At 56.3% G+C, this 16,504-nt stretch carries 13 protein-coding genes and 1 pseudogene; 5 read left to right on the top strand and 9 right to left on the bottom strand.

Annotated elements, in window-relative coordinates; translation table 11 throughout:
- Positions 1-15 precede the first annotated feature (15 nt).
- The 3 genes from rpsD to rplQ all read left to right on the top strand — a co-directional run bounded on the left by rpsD (position 16) and on the right by rplQ (position 2,339).
- On the top strand, positions 16-621 hold the full coding sequence (gene rpsD / locus CKROP_RS08760; protein WP_012732384.1) for a 30S ribosomal protein S4: 606 nt from the start codon (positions 16-18) through the stop codon (positions 619-621).
- A 127-nt stretch (positions 622-748) separates the two neighbouring features.
- Entirely contained in the window at positions 749-1,762 is a 1,014-nt protein-coding gene (locus CKROP_RS08755) for a DNA-directed RNA polymerase subunit alpha (protein WP_012732383.1), read from the top strand.
- A 136-nt stretch (positions 1,763-1,898) separates the two neighbouring features.
- Entirely contained in the window at positions 1,899-2,339 is a 441-nt protein-coding gene (gene rplQ, locus CKROP_RS08750; RefSeq protein ID WP_012732382.1) for a 50S ribosomal protein L17, read from the top strand.
- A gap of 147 nt (positions 2,340-2,486) precedes the next feature.
- Here the strand turns inward: rplQ and CKROP_RS11760 are convergent.
- The 4 genes and pseudogenes from CKROP_RS11760 to CKROP_RS08725 form a co-directional block, all read right to left on the bottom strand.
- A pseudogene (locus CKROP_RS11760) lies at positions 2,487-3,889 on the bottom strand (glycosyltransferase family 87 protein).
- Positions 3,890-4,077: 188 nt separating this feature from the next.
- Positions 4,078-4,659, bottom strand: a complete 582-nt coding sequence (locus CKROP_RS08735) for a hypothetical protein (RefSeq protein WP_012732379.1) — start codon at positions 4,657-4,659, stop codon at positions 4,078-4,080.
- Positions 4,660-4,923: 264 nt separating this feature from the next.
- Entirely contained in the window at positions 4,924-5,562 is a 639-nt protein-coding gene (locus CKROP_RS08730; RefSeq protein ID WP_041628910.1) for a hypothetical protein, read from the bottom strand.
- 260 nt (positions 5,563-5,822) lie between these two features.
- Positions 5,823-6,506 carry a hypothetical protein gene (locus CKROP_RS08725; RefSeq protein WP_041628909.1) on the bottom strand — a complete coding sequence of 228 codons (684 nt, stop codon included), beginning with the start codon at positions 6,504-6,506 and terminating at the stop codon, positions 5,823-5,825.
- Positions 6,507-6,712: 206 nt separating this feature from the next.
- Between CKROP_RS08725 and truA the strand changes: the two genes are divergently transcribed.
- A complete protein-coding gene (truA, locus tag CKROP_RS08720) occupies positions 6,713-7,546 on the top strand; it encodes a tRNA pseudouridine(38-40) synthase TruA (RefSeq protein WP_041629587.1) in 834 nt (277 codons plus the stop codon).
- Here truA and CKROP_RS08715 read toward each other — a convergent pair.
- The 3 genes from CKROP_RS08715 to CKROP_RS08705 all read right to left on the bottom strand — a co-directional run bounded on the left by CKROP_RS08715 (position 7,499) and on the right by CKROP_RS08705 (position 11,193).
- A complete protein-coding gene (locus tag CKROP_RS08715) occupies positions 7,499-8,521 on the bottom strand; it encodes a hypothetical protein (protein ID WP_012732374.1) in 1,023 nt (340 codons plus the stop codon). The two genes, truA and CKROP_RS08715, sit on opposite strands and share 48 nt — an antisense overlap.
- 81 nt (positions 8,522-8,602) lie before the next feature.
- On the bottom strand, positions 8,603-10,351 hold the full coding sequence (locus CKROP_RS08710; protein WP_012732373.1) for an ABC transporter permease: 1,749 nt from the start codon (positions 10,349-10,351) through the stop codon (positions 8,603-8,605).
- Complete coding sequence (locus CKROP_RS08705; RefSeq protein WP_012732372.1) at positions 10,348-11,193, bottom strand: ABC transporter ATP-binding protein; 846 nt, start codon at positions 11,191-11,193, stop codon at positions 10,348-10,350. Before CKROP_RS08705 ends, CKROP_RS08710 begins: the two co-directional genes overlap by 4 nt.
- Positions 11,194-11,311: 118 nt before the next feature.
- On the opposite strand from CKROP_RS08705, the gene eccB reads away from it, so the two are divergent.
- Positions 11,312-13,135, top strand: coding sequence for a type VII secretion protein EccB (gene eccB / locus CKROP_RS10865; RefSeq protein WP_169302969.1), 1,824 nt, complete (start codon positions 11,312-11,314; stop codon positions 13,133-13,135).
- Here eccB and CKROP_RS08695 read toward each other — a convergent pair.
- Both CKROP_RS08695 and CKROP_RS08685 read right to left on the bottom strand, forming a co-directional pair.
- On the bottom strand, positions 13,110-14,516 hold the full coding sequence (locus CKROP_RS08695) for a S8 family serine peptidase (RefSeq protein WP_012732370.1): 1,407 nt from the start codon (positions 14,514-14,516) through the stop codon (positions 13,110-13,112). The two genes, eccB and CKROP_RS08695, sit on opposite strands and share 26 nt — an antisense overlap.
- Positions 14,517-14,521: 5 nt before the next feature.
- The gene (locus tag CKROP_RS08685) at positions 14,522-16,402 is read right to left on the bottom strand and encodes an EsaB/YukD family protein (protein WP_169302968.1); all 1,881 of its coding nucleotides are present in this window, start codon (positions 16,400-16,402) and stop codon (positions 14,522-14,524) included.
- Positions 16,403-16,504 lie beyond the last annotated feature (102 nt).

The raw sequence follows: 16,504 nt of genomic DNA, 5'->3' as shown, positions 1-16,504 counted from the left end.
GAGGAGAGATAAACAATGGCCCGTTATACCGGTCCCGCAACACGTAAATCCCGCCGTCTCCGCGTCGACCTCGTCGGTGGAGACGCCAACTTCGAGCGCCGCCCCTACCCTCCGGGACAGGCTGGCCGCGCCCGGATCAAAGAATCCGAATACCTGCTCCAGCTGCAGGAGAAGCAGAAAGCACGCTTCACCTACGGCATCATGGAAAAGCAGTTCCGCCGTTACTACGCCGAAGCGCACCGTCGCCCCGGCAAAACCGGTGACAACCTGATGGTCCTCCTGGAGTCCCGCTTGGACAACGTCGTCTACCGTGCTGGTCTTGCCCGCACGCGTCGCCAGGCACGCCAGTTGGTTTCCCACGGTCACTTCACCGTTAACGGCAAGAAGGTCAACGTTCCGTCCTTCCAGGTTTCCCAGTACGACATCATCGACGTGCGTGAGAAGTCCCGGAAGATGGTCTGGTTCGACGAAGCACAAGAAGCTCTTGCCGACGCCGTTGTGCCCGCATGGCTTCAGGTTGTTCCGTCAACCCTGCGCATCCTCGTGCACCAGCTGCCCGAGCGCGCTCAGATCGAGGTTCCGATCCAGGAACAGCTGATCGTCGAGTTCTACTCGAAGTAACAGCATCGCCGCTGTCGGCTATGTCGCTGTGGCCTGTATTGGTTACAGCGTTCATCGTCGCCACGGTTTATTCCACTTGTCCCTTCCAGGCGTCATATAGCGGTCGCCACCAGGAGGAATTACATCCATGCTCATTTCACAGCGTCCACAGTTGACCGAGGAATACATTGACTCCTCGCGCTCACGGTTCGTCATCGAGCCGCTCGAGCCAGGTTTTGGTTACACCCTTGGCAACTCGCTGCGTCGTACGCTGCTGTCATCCATCCCGGGTGCAGCGGTCACAAGCGTCCGCATCGAGGGCGTCCTTCACGAATTCACGACGGTTCCCGGCGTGACCGAAGATGTCTCCGACATCATCCTGAACATCAAAGGTTTGGTTCTCTCGTCGGATTCCGACGACCCCGTAACCATGTACATTCGCAAAGAAGGACCGGGCGAGGTCACCGCGGGTGACATCATGCCTCCGGCCGGTGTGGAGATCCACAACCCGGACATGCACATCGCCACGCTGAATGAGCAGGGCAAACTCGACATCGAGCTCGTTGTTGAGCGTGGGCGCGGATACGTTCCCGCTGCCCAGGCGACCGGCGAGATCGGGCGTATTCCCGTCGACCAGATTTACTCACCTGTTCTCAAGGTGAGCTACAAGGTTGAAGCAACGCGTGTTGAACAGCGCACCGACTTCGACCGCCTGGTTATCGACGTCGAGACCAAGAATTCCATCACCGCCCGTGATGCGATGGCATCCGCTGGCGGAACCCTGGTTGAGCTCTTCGGACTCGCCCGCGAACTGAACACCGCTGCTGAAGGCATCGAGATTGGCCCCTCCCCGCAGGAGAGCGAGCACATCCAGGCCTACGGCATGCCCATTGAGGACCTGAACTTCTCCGTGCGCAGCTACAACTGCTTGAAGCGCGAAGAGATCCACACGGTCGGTGAACTGGCATCGCGCACCGAGTCCGATCTTCTGGACATCCGCAACTTCGGACAGAAATCCATCAACGAAGTCAAGGTCAAACTTGCTGGCCTGGGCCTCGCGCTGAAGGATGCGCCCGAAGGCTACGATGTGTCGGAAATCGAAGGCTATGACGCCGAAACAGGCGAGTGGATAGACACCGAAGGCGAAGACATCGCCGAGTAACTAGCGGTATCGCCTACTCTGACCTCCGCAGCATTGGCAAAGTCGCCTGATCCCGGGTTAGTCCCGGAAGGACTTTTGCCTGAGGCGGACGAGTAGAAAAGTCGCTCACAATTTATCGTCACGAGGAGAATATTCCATGCCTACCCCTAAGAAGGGAGCCCGGCTCGGAGGATCCCCATCCCACCAGCGGAAGATCCTCTCCAACCTGGCAGCCCAACTTTTCGAACACGGCGCTATCCGCACAACAGACGCCAAAGCTAAGTTGCTGCGACCCTACGCCGAGAAGCTCATCACGAAGGCGAAGTCCGGCACTCTCGCTGATCGTCGCAACGTCGCGAAGTTGATCCCGAATAAAGAGATCATCTCCGTACTTTTCGACGACATCGCGCCGAAGGTTGCCGACCGCAGCGGTGGCTACACCCGCATCATCAAGCTGGAGAACCGCAAGGGTGACAACGCCCCCATGTCGCAGATCTCCCTGGTGACCGAGGAACTCGCCTCCAGCGAAGCCAGCCGCGCAACCCGCGCTGCAGCTTCCAAGAAAGCTGAAGAAGAAGCAGCTTCCGAGGCGGAGTAAAACGCGCAAAGAGCTCGCCGCGACGTGTTTGCGGTGAGTCTAATACAGCGCTTTACACAGCAGTGACCTGCATGGATACGATTCCACGCAGGTCATTTTGCTATATCTAGGGTGTCTTGGTTCGTGGACTACTGTGGCGGGTCGAACTCAGCCTATTGTTGCGGATGGTGCCGTGCCGGTTGCTTTCGATCTGCGGCGTCCATTGTGGCGTGGTGTTCTGGATTTTCCGTTTCCATTGCTCCCTGCCGACCTATCTTTGTCGTCGGCCGTCGACCAATAATTCTTGCCACCAATTAATACGGTGCCGATAAGCAAGACGAGCCACGAGAGCATAGTCCACGAAAAGAGAATCACTTCCACCACATGACTAGGTGAAGAAATAAAGGGATTCATGGGAAGAATTGATGCAAAACCTGCGCCAAGAACTGCGCCATCAACCCAACCCCAATACTTGATCGTCGCTAAAACAGGAACAAAGAATAGGGTGTAATACTGCTGTCCTAAACTTCCGGCCAAGATAGTAGCGAGGAGTAGCGCGGTTGATGCTATCGGCACAAACACCTGGGGCTTAGATGCGTAATACTTCCGAGCTAGATAAACGGCGAGAAGCGCCGCAATGACAACTATCGCGCGAAGGAGAAACACCGCGATCCCTGACCAGTGCTGAGCTAAACCTACGCCCACGATAGATAAGTTTGCATACTCCCGGGGCGTTCCTATATACGGCATCAATGTCGTGCGGTAAACGTCAGCGTCTTTAACAAGGATATAGCCGAGAATATTAAAGACTATGGGCACCGCCGCTGCGATTCCGAGCGACTTCCACATTCGTTGCACGACCACAAGGAGGAGTAGGACAAAGAAAAATGGTTTGATCAAACCGAGGAATCCGATAGCAAGACCTGTGCGAACTGTTTTTCTTTAATAAGGCCACTTAGGGTGACAGTAAGAAGAAGAAAACAGATCCCGTTAACGTTGGAAAATGTCAGAGTATTCGTAACGTTTTCAGTGAAGTATGCCGCCGTCACCGCTGCTGGAAACAGAAAATCACCTAATGTGTGTTCCGCAACACGGAAAAGAAGAGCTATTCCGACGATGATGGCGGCGGAGTTTGCCAGAATAAACCACCAGCGGGATGTTTCTACATCACTCGATATCAACCCCACGGGCGAAAGAAGAACCGTGGCGCCAGGAGAATACAAGTAATGAGGGTCCCGTGTCGATAAATCTTCGATGTACACCGGCTGCCCGTGGACGAAGTTAACTAACGCTCTATGGAGGTTAGAGAAGTCGTCCACTCGGTCCGGCGTATTGAATGGCTTGATAAAACTCCGCCACAGTACTGTTACCAGGCAAAACGCCCAGGCCGCGACCGTCGGGCCATGGATATTCTGAAGTGGACTATGGGCGTGGGGCCGAGGTTTACTCTTCCAGTCATAGTTGGACTGGTATTTGCGACGGGGTTGTTGCACGGAGTGCCGGTGGTTCGCCCCGTTATCAACGTCTGCTGTGTGGGACGCATGCCTAGCATGAGTTGACGTGCGGGACATCGAGTCTGTCGGGACATACCGGGGCATTGTGCAGTCTCCTCACTCCGGACAGCGCCGGATATCCACACATCAGTCGTCGAGTATTAACGGCGAATTATTATTCTCCTATTCTTTATATTCTTTACTGACGGTCTAGTATTACGGAAGATTGGGCCCGCGTTATTTACGTTCGCTACACTTACCTGCGGCTACGCTCCACATTCAGTCCGATCACTGTGTGTTGCCTTATATGCGGGCGAGTCATAGTCACAGACCGCCGTCTTGATCACTGAATCGGTTGCCACGCCGTCCTCGACGGTGAACGTTATCGGCGTCCCTGGCTTCAACATGTCATCGTATTTATTGCCTTGGGGCTCGATGCTCTTCACCGTCGTCATGATCGTCCCGTTGGACGCGTCGCCGTTTACCGAGTCCACCGTGACCGTTGCGTCGTAATCCTTACCCATCGCCCCGTAGTAACCGACGAACTTCCCCGTCCCATCAGGCTGAATCTTCAGGCTACGGCCATGTCCAGACCAATCGCCGGCAGCCCATCCGGCGGGTCCGGCGGCCGCCTTATCCGCGGCCTGGGAATCCTGTTCGCTCGGAGTTGCGGCTTTGTCGTCGGAAGTGGGATCGGCGCTGGTTGACGTCGTCGATGTTGCTGAGCTGGAGTCAGCGGATGAAGACCCGTTGCTCGAACATGCTGCCAGGCTAAAGCCCGCGGCAGCGATGACGCCGATGGTGGCACAACGCGTGAAGCCTGAACGACGGCGATGAGTATTGTGCATGAAAAAGTGTCCCCCTTGGTAGGAATAGCAGTGATGGGATAGGGCACCACATAGGCGTGATAGCCAGGGTTATCTGGCCCGCTTTTCGGCGATGCCATTGGAGTTCAGTACTGCCCCGCGTCAATTATGACATCGTGGAGGGGGTTCCAGGGTCACAATCCGATCACAATGAGACCGGGTGCAATGAGGTCGGGCAGAATGAGATCGGGACGAGGGCTGAGCGCACGACTGAACGCGCACATCAGCCGTCAGAAGTACGTTCGCCTACGCTCCGCATTCACTTTGATCACTGTGTGTGGACGTGTACGCGGGCGAGCCGTAGTTGCAGACTGTCGTCTGGATGACTGAGTCTGTCGCAACGCCGTCCTTCACGGTGAACGTTATCGGCGTCCCCGGCTTGAGCATGTCGTCGTATCGGGTTCCTTGAGGTTCACTGCGCTCCACTGTGGCAGTGATGGTGCCGTTTGACGGATCACCTGTCGCCGAATTCACGGTCACTGTTGCGTCGAAATCCTTCGCGACAGCCCCGTCGCGACCGATAAATTGGCCAGTGCCATCCGGCTGAATCTTTAGGGTTCGACCATGCCCAACCCAACTGCCAACAGCCCATCCGATCCCTTGGCCGGTAGCAGCAGCTGCTCCGCCCGCGTCGCCTCCCGCCTCATTCGCAACAGGAGGTTCCTGTCTTTGCGGATTGTCGGCCCGGTCGTCGGGCGTTGGCTCGGCACTTGTCGACGTCGCCGTCGATGATGACGACGAGCTACTCGACGATGAGACAGAACTGGAGTCAGTGGACGAAGACCTGTCATCTGAACATGCTGCCAGGCTGAAACCAGCGGCAGCGACGACGCCGATGACAGCAAAACGTTTGAACCCTGATACGTGGCGATGGGCGGTGGGCATGGATCTGTGTCCTCCTTGGAAGACCTAGCGGAGATGGGACAAGACACCACACAGCCACATAGCCACGGCTATCGGTTTAGCCTGGGTGATGTCCATGGCACGTTGAATACTATGTTGTGTTAATTATTGCATCGCGGGGGCTTCTTCGAGGTCACAATCCGATCATAAATGGGGAGCAGGGGGAGGGGCGCTTGATCGAACGGCCTCGGGGCCTTATCGGTACGTGGGCGGATGAGTAAATGCCGTGCCGTCTTCAGTCGTTAAGCACCACACATGGGCATTGTCCCGTACTCGGCCTTATATTCAGGCAGTTTCGAGTTGCAGAAGGGTTCAGATCCTCGGTCACTCGCTATACCGTTTTCTACTTCGAAAGTGTAAATAGTTCCGGTAGTATCCCCGCTGGCATTCTGGCTACTAACCACCTTCGCAGTTATGGTCCCTTTTCCACCGTCTCCGGAGGAATTTATGAGTTGGAGAGTTTCCTTAGTAGCTCCCACACCTGTGGGGGGATCGGCTACTAACTTTCCAGAGCCATCCGGATTTATTTCGAGGAGTCGTCGGTGTCCCTCCCAACGACCAACCACCCATGAGGGGACATCAACGGCAGCTTGATTCTCAGTGTCCGCGTTGTTTTCTTCTGCCTCCGAGTCAGCGTCTGAGCTTTCAACGTCGGGGTTGGATTGGTTGTTCTCCGAACCGTCGAGAGTCGGGTTCACCGACTTACTAGCAGTACTGCTGCGGGTACTCGATGGAGCAGAAGTTGTCTTTGTCGACGTGCTTGTCGACGTCGTTGTTGATGAGCTGTTGTCGTCATCGTTCGAGTTACAGCCGACGAGTACTGTGCCCAGGGCAGCACCCAAACAGAGCGTGGCGATCTGTTTGCGCGCGCCGAACGGTTTACGAGCAGGGGGCTGTGATTCGGGGAGCAACGAGGGGAAATTCATAGTTTTATCATTACTCACTGGGTCAGCAGATGTGAAGGAATAGAGAATATGAGTTCGGGCACCAAGATTCATCGTCGAGTCCCATCAGTGCTGCTTTATGAAGCATCTAACAGATTGCAGCCTCTAACAGATACAGTGTCAGCGTGATTCCGAATGACAATGCCACCGCACAACCGGAACCGGAGCATACCCACGCCACGAACGACCTGGTTCGTCTTCGCCTCGACATCGCCTATGACGGCACCGACTTTCATGGGTGGGCCCGTCAAAACGATGTTCGCTCGGTTCAGGGGGACATTGAGCAGGCTTTCCAGACGGTGGTGCGCCAGCCGGTCCAGCTCGTTGTCGCTGGTCGGACGGATGCGGGGGTCCACGCCTCGGGCCAGGTGGCACATGTTGATATTCCGCGCGGCATCCTGAACACACGGAGCATTCACAACGATCCGTCAACATTGGTGTCACGCTTCGCTCGATTGCTGCGCCCCGACGTCCGGATTCGCGGGTGTTCCTTTGCGCCCGACGGTTTCGACGCCCGTTTTTCCGCGCTCCGTCGCCATTACGTGTATCGCGTGACGACGAATCGCGCCGGGGCCTTGCCGACGCGAGCTCGCGACACCGCCGTGTGGGACCGGCCGGTGAACCTCGATTCGATGAACAACGCGGCCGAGGTACTCGTCGGCCTCCATGATTTCGCTGCGTTCTGTCGCGCACGTCCCCATGCCACAACCATCCGTGACCTGCAGCATTTCTCATGGCATGAGGTGTCCACGGCAGTCGAGCCGGACGTTTATGAGGCACGCGTGACGGCCGACGCGTTTTGCTGGAACATGGTGCGCTCCATCGTCGGCGCGTCTCTAGCTGTGGGGGAGGGGAAGCGGCCGGATGGGTTTATGGAGGACATGCTGGCCCATGATTCGCGGCACCCTATGGTTCCTGTCGCTCCGGCGAACGGACTGACGCTAACGGGCGTCGATTACCCTGCTGACGATGAGTTAGCTGCCCGTGCGGAGCAGACTCGGGGTATCCGGTCGCTCGATTAGCCGCAGGAGGTCGGACGCGTCCATGACGGTGTGAGCCTCCCGCCACCGCTGCGAATCGGGCCGTCGGACAATATCGATAATCGTCTCCGCCAAACCGTGAGTGATTGCCCACGTGATCGAGGCGTCGCTGCAGTCCCAAATCTCCAGGTCAGCGTCGCGTTGGGGATGAAAAGCATTCTTTAGTGCCGACGATTGACGCGGCGCGGCGTCGAAAATCGAATTGCGATCGCATTCCCCGCCCTGGCTATCGGACGTTGCTTCACCATCAGGAGGAACGACGATCGTGAATTTTGTTGATACCCATTCGCCGGGTGAATCAGTGATGACAGTGACGCGACGACCAGCTGCTCGGACGCGCTCAGCTAAATGTCGTGCAGCTCTACACTGCAGCGAACGATCACTAGCCTGTTCAGCGTTGCTCGAGATGATGGCGATACGGCCCGATGAATCCGGCAGGACCGCAGAACCAGTCGCAACGCTAGCCGGACTATGTAGAGGCTGGTTGTCCGAACTGTTCTGACCATCCTCAGCTAGTGCGCGGACGTCACGAAGATAGCCATCCCAACCAGGTTCCTGGCCAGCGTCGGGAGAAACCCAGGCTTGCCATCCACAACTGCGAATATATGAGATGACCTGCGACGAATCGGCGGTGGGGAGCTCCACACAGAGTCGCCACGTGGTGGTTGACTGAGCGGACGAGTGGTCCCAGCAAGCGATAACGTCGGCACCGGTATGTGCCGTCGAGCTCAGTGTGATCGGGCAACGCACAACACGGTGGAGGACTGCGAGCATCACGGGAGCGGAATACGCGTGAGTGAGGGGATAGAGCTCGATGATCGCTGAGCTCTGGCCGGCAGCATTAGATGTGCCATAGCCTGCACGAGTCGATCCTGTAGTTAAGCCCCACGGCCATCGCCAGAATAATCCGATAAATATCGGGCCGACGCAGGCGATGACGACGAAAAAATCCCCCATAGATACCCCTTAAAAATAAGAAAGGTGGCCGCCGCTGAGCGGCCAGAGCAATCTTATAAGAGATTCTGGAAAGCGGAAAGGCTATAAGAACTTCCGAACCTTCGCGAAAATCTCGGGATAGTGCGAATCAATTCGTTTTGCGGACAGGGCAATGGAGCCAGCGAGCATCGCGAGGCCCACAATCAGGGAGTATGCAGCGGCGAACCACGCCCCGGTGAGACCGATAAGTGGAACAGCAACTGCCGGACCAAGAATGATGGTGAATGCGGCCAGTGCAATAAGCATTGCTACGAAGGCTGGGCCGGATTGCCGTCCGTTATTCCTCATTGTGTTAACGCCGGGTTTGACAGCGGGGAAGGGGTTATAGGCGGAGAGGAATAAGCCGACCGCGGGACCTGCAAAAACCCCGCCGAGGCACGCGCCAGCCATAATCGCCTTCTGGTTGGGGGTGAAATCCGCAAAAAGAACCATGATGACCAGGCAAGGAACCAGTAACAGGACATTGAAAATAATCACCGCAATAGCGCGAGCCATAACGATATCTTTACCCCGTGTTCCAGCTGCCATGTGGACCCAGTTAGCTGGTCCATCCATACCGAAATCATTCGAAGCGAAGTTAGAGCTACCGATAATCGCAATATACAGAGCGCCGACGATTAAACCATTGTTTCCCGTGGCAATCCCCATAATCAAAAATATGAGCGCCATGATCGGGAAACTCAAAATCGCATATTTAAATCGATTATCTCTCACCCAGTATTTCAACTGACGTGAGAATAATGCTCCGACGACGGTGTGGGGAACTCCACGGAGGTAAAAAGAGTCTCGTGGAGAAACATCTTCAGATTCTCCCGACGTATTGGCGGCGGACGCGAAATCACGATCGACGGACCGCGACCACAGGTATAGGCCGGCAATAATGAAAACAACTGTGATGACGGTTCGGATAACGAGGCTGATCCAAGCGTGCTGGGCGGCGTCGTCGATCATCGCCGGGCCTGAGGCTAGAGGTGTCCAGCCCGCAATACGAATAACCCACTTAAGAATAGTGTCGGTTACCGACGATGCGAAGCCAGAAGCGAAAACCTGAATAACAATGAAAACAAAGAGGAAAAGAAATGTGCCAATGAAATAGAGCCAGTTTCGGCGTGAACGGTTACCTCCACTAGAACTCGATGTCACAATCAGGGCTTGATTAATAACGAGGAGACACGAAATCCCCAAAATTAATCCGACAATGCCAATGGCCGCCGTGAACCATTGTCCTGTCGCATTACCTGACATGATGACCGCGACCATCGTGGCTATGGTGACACCGATGGCAATAATCGCACGACTTTGAACAACGATGGTGGGCAGTAACGCTCTCACCAGCGACGAAGGTTTAAGTGGGAATTGCGCTAACTTAGCTGGCTGAACCGTATTTTCCCCAGCCGGCCATATGAGAGCCAACACGAGCAGGGTTGTGGCCCCGAGTGCTGCGAAAGCGGTCCATGGATTGTCGGCGATAGGTCCACTCATATCGCCCGCCGGGTGTGCACCGACCGCAGCCGCTGAAAACCGGCCCGTTCTACGAGCAATATCGACGCAAGAGCTAGCCGTAAACGCGACGCCCCCTATCGCGTACAGCGTCGTCATAATGACAAGAATCCATTGGCTAGCGCCCTCGTACCAGGACTTTTTCCATAAACGCATATGCAAGCGGAAAACCGCAGAACGGATTTCCTTATCGCTAGCGTGAAATGGTTGAGACGGCGACGCGGATTGAACACGTGTCGATGGAGAACCCGAGACCGGCTCCGTGTTATTCGGATTAATCGGCTGACTCATGATGCTAACCACCCCAAACTTCCTTCAGCCAGTCTTCCGCCGCCGACGAGGTTGAGGAATGTATCGGTCAAACTCGACCCATTGCGCACCTCATCGGTTGTTCCGCTAGCCAAAACTCTGCCATTTTGCATAATGGCTACGTGGTCGCAGAGTCCCTCAACAACTTCCATCACATGCGAGCTCATAATGACTGTTCCCCCGGCTTTGACGTACGTCGTCAAAATTGATCGGATAATTTGAGCCGACACGGGATCAACAGCTTCTAGCGGCTCGTCGAGAATAAGAAGTTCGGGGCGGTGAATAAGTGCCTGAGCCAGAAGAATCTTTTTTGTCATACCGGCCGAATAATCAGCGACAATTTTATTTGCGGATTCTTTGAGATCGAGAACATCGAGTAATTCATTAGCGCGTTTCTCGACGATTCCCTCATCCATTCCGCGTAGAGCGCCAGAAAATTGGAGAAGTTCTTTTCCTGACAAACGATCAAAAGTGGGTAAACCATCAGCCAAGAGCCCGAAAGTTGCTTTTGCTGCTGCGGGTTTATCCCACACATTAATTCCATTGACCCATACGGAACCCTGATCCGGGCGGAGGAGACCGGTGGACATCGTGATCGCTGTGGTCTTTCCCGCGCCATTAGGGCCGACGAGACCGTAAAAACTCCCGCGGGGAATGTCCAAATTCAATTGATTAACAGCTGGTTTCCCTCGGAAAGCTTTGTAGAGGTTACGAAATGCCATAGCGCACGATGTCGGATCATCCGAGAGTGGCGCGACATGGGGTGCATGGGGTGAAGGGGTAGGGGTATCGGAAGCGGTGTCGTTATCCGGTAGATTCTCCATGCCAGCCACATTAGCTGAAGATGAAGTTCTGTCCTGGCAATGATGTAGGTTATGGAGTGCGCAGCGAAACCTGCCGACTACGCAGGATCTGCAGAAAATGGGGGATTACGGGGGAATCATGGCAAGTTCGAACCACGATGGGCCGGGTCACGGCGACCACCAGCGGGGACGTGCATCCGCCGGTGGCGGTAAGGACTATCAGCAGCCGACGTCCAGTGCACAGTTAGCTGGATACCGATTTGTTCGTAAGCAGCTGGAACAGGCCCTGGTTTGTGCGGATACCCGCATGGTTCACGACGTTCCCGGGAGCCGACGCCGAGCCTTGGCGATCGGTGTTGTGCTGAGCGTTCTCGGTATCGCCGGTGCTGGGATTATGGCCATGATGCGGCCCGATCCCGCGATTGGAGACCACACGATTCTGATCGCAGCAGATACCGGCCAAATGTTCGTGCGCGTCGACGACACGCTCCACCCGGTGACGGATCTGGCATCGGCGCGGCTCGTGGTGGGCAAAGCGGAAGAAGCTCACCGAGTGTCGAGCAAGAATTTAGCATCCTTGTCACGCGGGGAGTTTATCGGGCTCCGGGGGCCGTCCGATTTGCCACCGCAGGGGAATGCGGAATCGACGGAGAGATCGTGGGGAGTATGCCATTCGCCGGATAACCCCCGGTCATCGAACAAATCTCGGTCGGCAGATGGCCTTCGCTCCACGGATAAGTCTGGTGCACAGAAGATGCCTTCCCGCGCTCCAGGCGCATCCTCCTTGGTGAAGAAAGCTGCCTACAACGAGGGTAAGAGTGCTGATGACGAGGGGGCCGACGACGTCGAGAATGACGTAAAACCTGGTCAGAATAGCCGCGGCACGTTATCGGTGGCGGTGGCCGAGTCCATGCCACTCGATGCTCGCTCGGCGATTCTCCGGGCAGAAAGTGGGATGTGGTTGATCAGCCCGGATTCGTCCGACGGACATCCATATCGGCGCTCACTCCTCGCCAAGCGCGGTTCCATCCCCGAGCCAGCGGTTTCGCGGGCACTGGGCATTTCCTCATCGATCATTCGGGATGTCCCGGATTCCTTCGTCGAAGCGATCCCCCGCGTCGATGATGTTCGTACTATTCGATCATCCATGCCGGCTGGAGGTGAGTCTGGTTTACGTCGCCCCTTCAACACCATCGGTACCGTGATCATCGCTGACCAGCACGGTTCGTCCGCGGGGCGCACGGCAGACCCTTCATCGATACACCGACAGACCGTCGGTAATAGCCCCTCCCATGATTCCGGGGCAACCACACGCGACGACGCAGCTGTCGACGACGGTGACGTTTACGTTGTGCGTGACCACGGAATTGCTCCTCTAGCTCCCGTGCATGCTCGTTTGCTGCTTTCGCGACCAGGCGTGGTGGTGGAGCGAGTGAGCCCGGCGGACATTTCAGACATACCGACGGCCGACGAACTGAACTGGGGAACCATACCGGGGGAGAAACCTGAGTGGGCTCCGCGAGAGGGGCGGCTTTGTGCGGGGACGGTAACAAGCCCCCGCGAGAAGCAACGACCCGCCACCGATGCCGAATCTGCAGAGGTGGGCGACGCCGACATCCTCACGTGGTCGGAGGCGACAACCTTCCCGCATGGTGCAGTGCCTGTCGTTCAGGCGGAGCAGGCGGTGGCCGTCGGCAAGAAAGAAGAAGAACGGCTCACTCCACGAACTGCCGACTACTATTCCGGGCCGGCCCACGCGGTGGCCGTTGACACCGGATCGGGGTATGCGATCGTGAGCTCGGACGGCCGACGATTCGCCGTGGATTCATTGGAAACGCTGCAGATCCTGGGATTTCGTACTCCCACAGTGGCACCGTGGTCGGTAGTCCGGCATCTCGCTGAGGGGGAAAACCTCTCCCGCGATCGCGCGTCAAAAATTATTGTCGCCGCCGAGCAACCATGACCGCGGCACCCACCGCACACAGAATCGTGAACGGGATCGCAATCACGGTTATCACCATGCGGCGGTGGGAGTGGTGAGTAGCAGAAGCGGGCATGGTGATGTCAGGATCGGACGCTTCCCGAGACTCCGTGGGGATCACACCCCCAGACTCCGCGTGCCGACGCGCCATTCCCACCGCCCGAGCAGGGTGAACCATCCCCGCCTGAGACCCAGCCCCCGGCGTTGCCGTCGCCGCAAGAATCTGCCGAACATCAGATGGACTCAAATGCGGAGCAACCTCGAGCATCAAGGCCACCGTGCCCGATACGAGCGGGGCTGAAAAGCTCGTCCCGACAAAAGGCTGAGGGGTTGGTTCCTCCGCCATGGCAGGATTCCGCTGAATCTCCGCAGGATCAGTGGCCGCCATAATTGGTGATGACCCCAGCTCAGGACCCATCACCGGACCACCCGGGGCCGTAATATCGCCGCCGGCGAGGGCATAATCCGCCCGCCGATGACGATCACCGCCAACGGCCCCCACCGAGATCACCGTCGGTTCATGGGCAGGATAAGCATTCATTCCATCATGACACGGACCAGTGGAATTCCCCGCCGCCGCGACCACTGTCACCCCGGCGCTCTCGGCACGATCCAGCGAACCACGAAGATGCTCGATCCCCTCGGGCTCCATCCGTGGATCTGTGCAGGCAGCGACCGAAATATTGATCACGCGTGCGTGCGCGTCGACACTCCTATTAATAGCGTCCGCAACACCGGTTAAGGTGCCCGTTTTCGGGGACCCGGTTGAAGGGGACGCAGGCTGCCCGCCTTCACCGTCCCCAGAGCGCGGACGTGGCTGGGCGTGAGCGCTCGTTTGCCGTATCGACAACAATTTAACATCCGGAGCAACCCCACGCGCACGCCCGTGACCAGCGATAATCGTGCCGACGATTGTTCCGTGCAGATCGCAGTCCTCAGTGCCATCGGTGTCGCCCAAAAGATCCCCGCCACCGACCAGCGTCGGGAGATCGACATGGCGATTTACCCCCGTATCAATGACGGCCACCGTGATTCCCCGACCCGTTGCCAAACGCTGAGCCTCGGCCAACGAAGGTAAGGAATCCACAGGAGTGAGCATATCCGTGGCGAAACCGCGCCGGGCTAATTCGACCTCCGTCAAACCGCGCGAACATTGGTTTTCACGGGTGTCGACGTCGGCAGCGTATGACCGCGGAGGTCCGACCGACCAAGGAGAATCGATGATCGTCGACGATAAAACCCCGATCGTGACGCATACGGACGCGAGGGTACGTCGTGAAGAAAAACCAACTTTCTGGCTGGTAGATGGGGCGGAGATATAGGAGAAATGGGCTGAGGTAGGGATCCTTAAAGAGCGTGGCATGGCGATTACCCCAGCCCACGAATGACGGTGAAAACCCCAGCCACCCACAACGCGAGAGGGATCGCCGCAGCCGTCATGATGGCTTCCATAATCTCAATCGCCTTCTGAATCGTAGGGTCCGTTACTCTCCATTGCGGCAGGACGGGAATAACTAACAGCAAGGCGAAAACAGACGTTCCGGCTGCTAGAGCCACCGTGTGCATCGTCCCGACGGGATAATCAGCCAAAAACAGAGTCAGCGATGTAATGGCGAGGCACACGAGCGACGTTGCTCGAGCCAAAGCCTGAACTGAATATCGAGCTTGCAGACGCGCACGAAGCCCCTCGGCGATAGCAATGACCAGGATGAGCGACGCTGTTCCCGCCGACGGAGAGGACCACGCGAGGCACAGAGCAGAAAGAACGATGACGGCCGCGCAGCCCGTGGACATGCCCGTATGAATGTCGTGCGCCAGGTGGACACGGTGTGCGCGATCGGGGAGAGGCGGGCTATCGGCCTCATCGAGCTCACTCCCCGTCGACGGCACAGGGTCCGGACGAACCCCAGCGCAGCGAAGTGCGAGCATCCCGGTCCACGAATGGATGAAAAGTGCGAGCAGCAGCCAGACGCAAAACACGACTTGAGGCGTCACGAAGGAGAAGAAAGTTAGTCCCAGCGGGAGAACCATGATCCCGGAAAACATGAGGAGGGCGATGGCGGGAATGATGTCCGATGATTTATTAATCGCGCCGGGAATTCCCGCCACTGACCTACCTGCCACCGTTGTGGAATTTTTCTTAAGAACACTGAGGTGGAAGAAAGTTACTGCTCCGCACACCAATGCTGTGCAGAGACAGCCGAGGGATACCCCCATCCAGGGAGATGACCAGCTCAGAGTGCCCAGCGCCCATGCAGCCGCCCACCACAATGCTGTCGATTCGACGATATAGGAACTATGCGGGGGAGAATTCCGAGTCCACAAGGATGCGTAGTCTGTTCCCTTTTCTTTGCTCGCACTTATATCCGATGTCTTTATTGTGTGGTGGGTCTTAATATAAGCAAGAAATACGCAAAAAGAAGAGGAGAGTAAAGCAACAGCGACGAGACACCACCACGGAAATAGTGACGAATAAGCGAAGAGAGATAAGAAGTACCCATGCCCATCCGGGGAGGCCAAGGGTGGATTATGTTGGGTGATCGACGTAATTTCGTCCCAGAGTCCCCAATTCTTGGAAATCACATTGACCAGTTGGGGAATAAGCGACAATGCCACCAACGTCATAATCGTGATGGGTAAGATTCCGCGGTTAATGATGTGACCGAAAAAGTGATTATCACGGGATTGGGATAGCGCTTCCGCTGTGGTGATGTGAATATCGTGGCCGGACCACGGACGCGTGGTTAGCAAGAGTGTATCGCCAGGTTGAACCCCATAATCCGCCAATGATGCGTCATACCGGATAGTGCGGCCGCTACTGGTTATAAGCCGCCACGGTGTTGGTGGGGCAGCGGTATCAAGAACCCGTCGTTCTCGGAGAGAATCCACCAGGTCACTAATTAATTCTGTTGCCGGTTGGTGCGTAAGCACCGTGACATCAAGACAATGCCGGTAGAGAGATTCGCGGAGATCGTCGTTGATTAATAGGTTACTGAATAAAGAGTTATGTTCTGAAAAGTCAGTAGGATAAACAGATAATTCACGGTCATCATTATTCTCCGATTCATTTCTTTCACCGCTATCGCTTTGCTGAAATCCCAAACTGGCGAATGATTCATCGGGCAGCTCAAGAATGATACGTATTCGTGTTCGCGTTAGATCAATCCGTGGGCTCGTCGTTAATTCGTTGTTTTCCCCCGCCTGATATGTGTTTGACCTGCGATAATCACGCGTGTTTGTGTATGGCATGTATCCCCCATTTCCCCCGAATGCTATGCCGGATAACAAGTTTCGCATATACTACCCACATTGCACAGTCTGAGGGGATCCATGCTGTGTATATCGTTATCA

The sequence above is a fragment of the Corynebacterium kroppenstedtii DSM 44385 genome (assembly GCF_000023145.1).
GTDB classification, from domain to species: domain Bacteria; phylum Actinomycetota; class Actinomycetes; order Mycobacteriales; family Mycobacteriaceae; genus Corynebacterium; species Corynebacterium kroppenstedtii.
The sequence above is the reverse complement of the archived record's forward strand: the minus strand, read 5'-3'. Positions and strand labels throughout refer to the sequence as shown.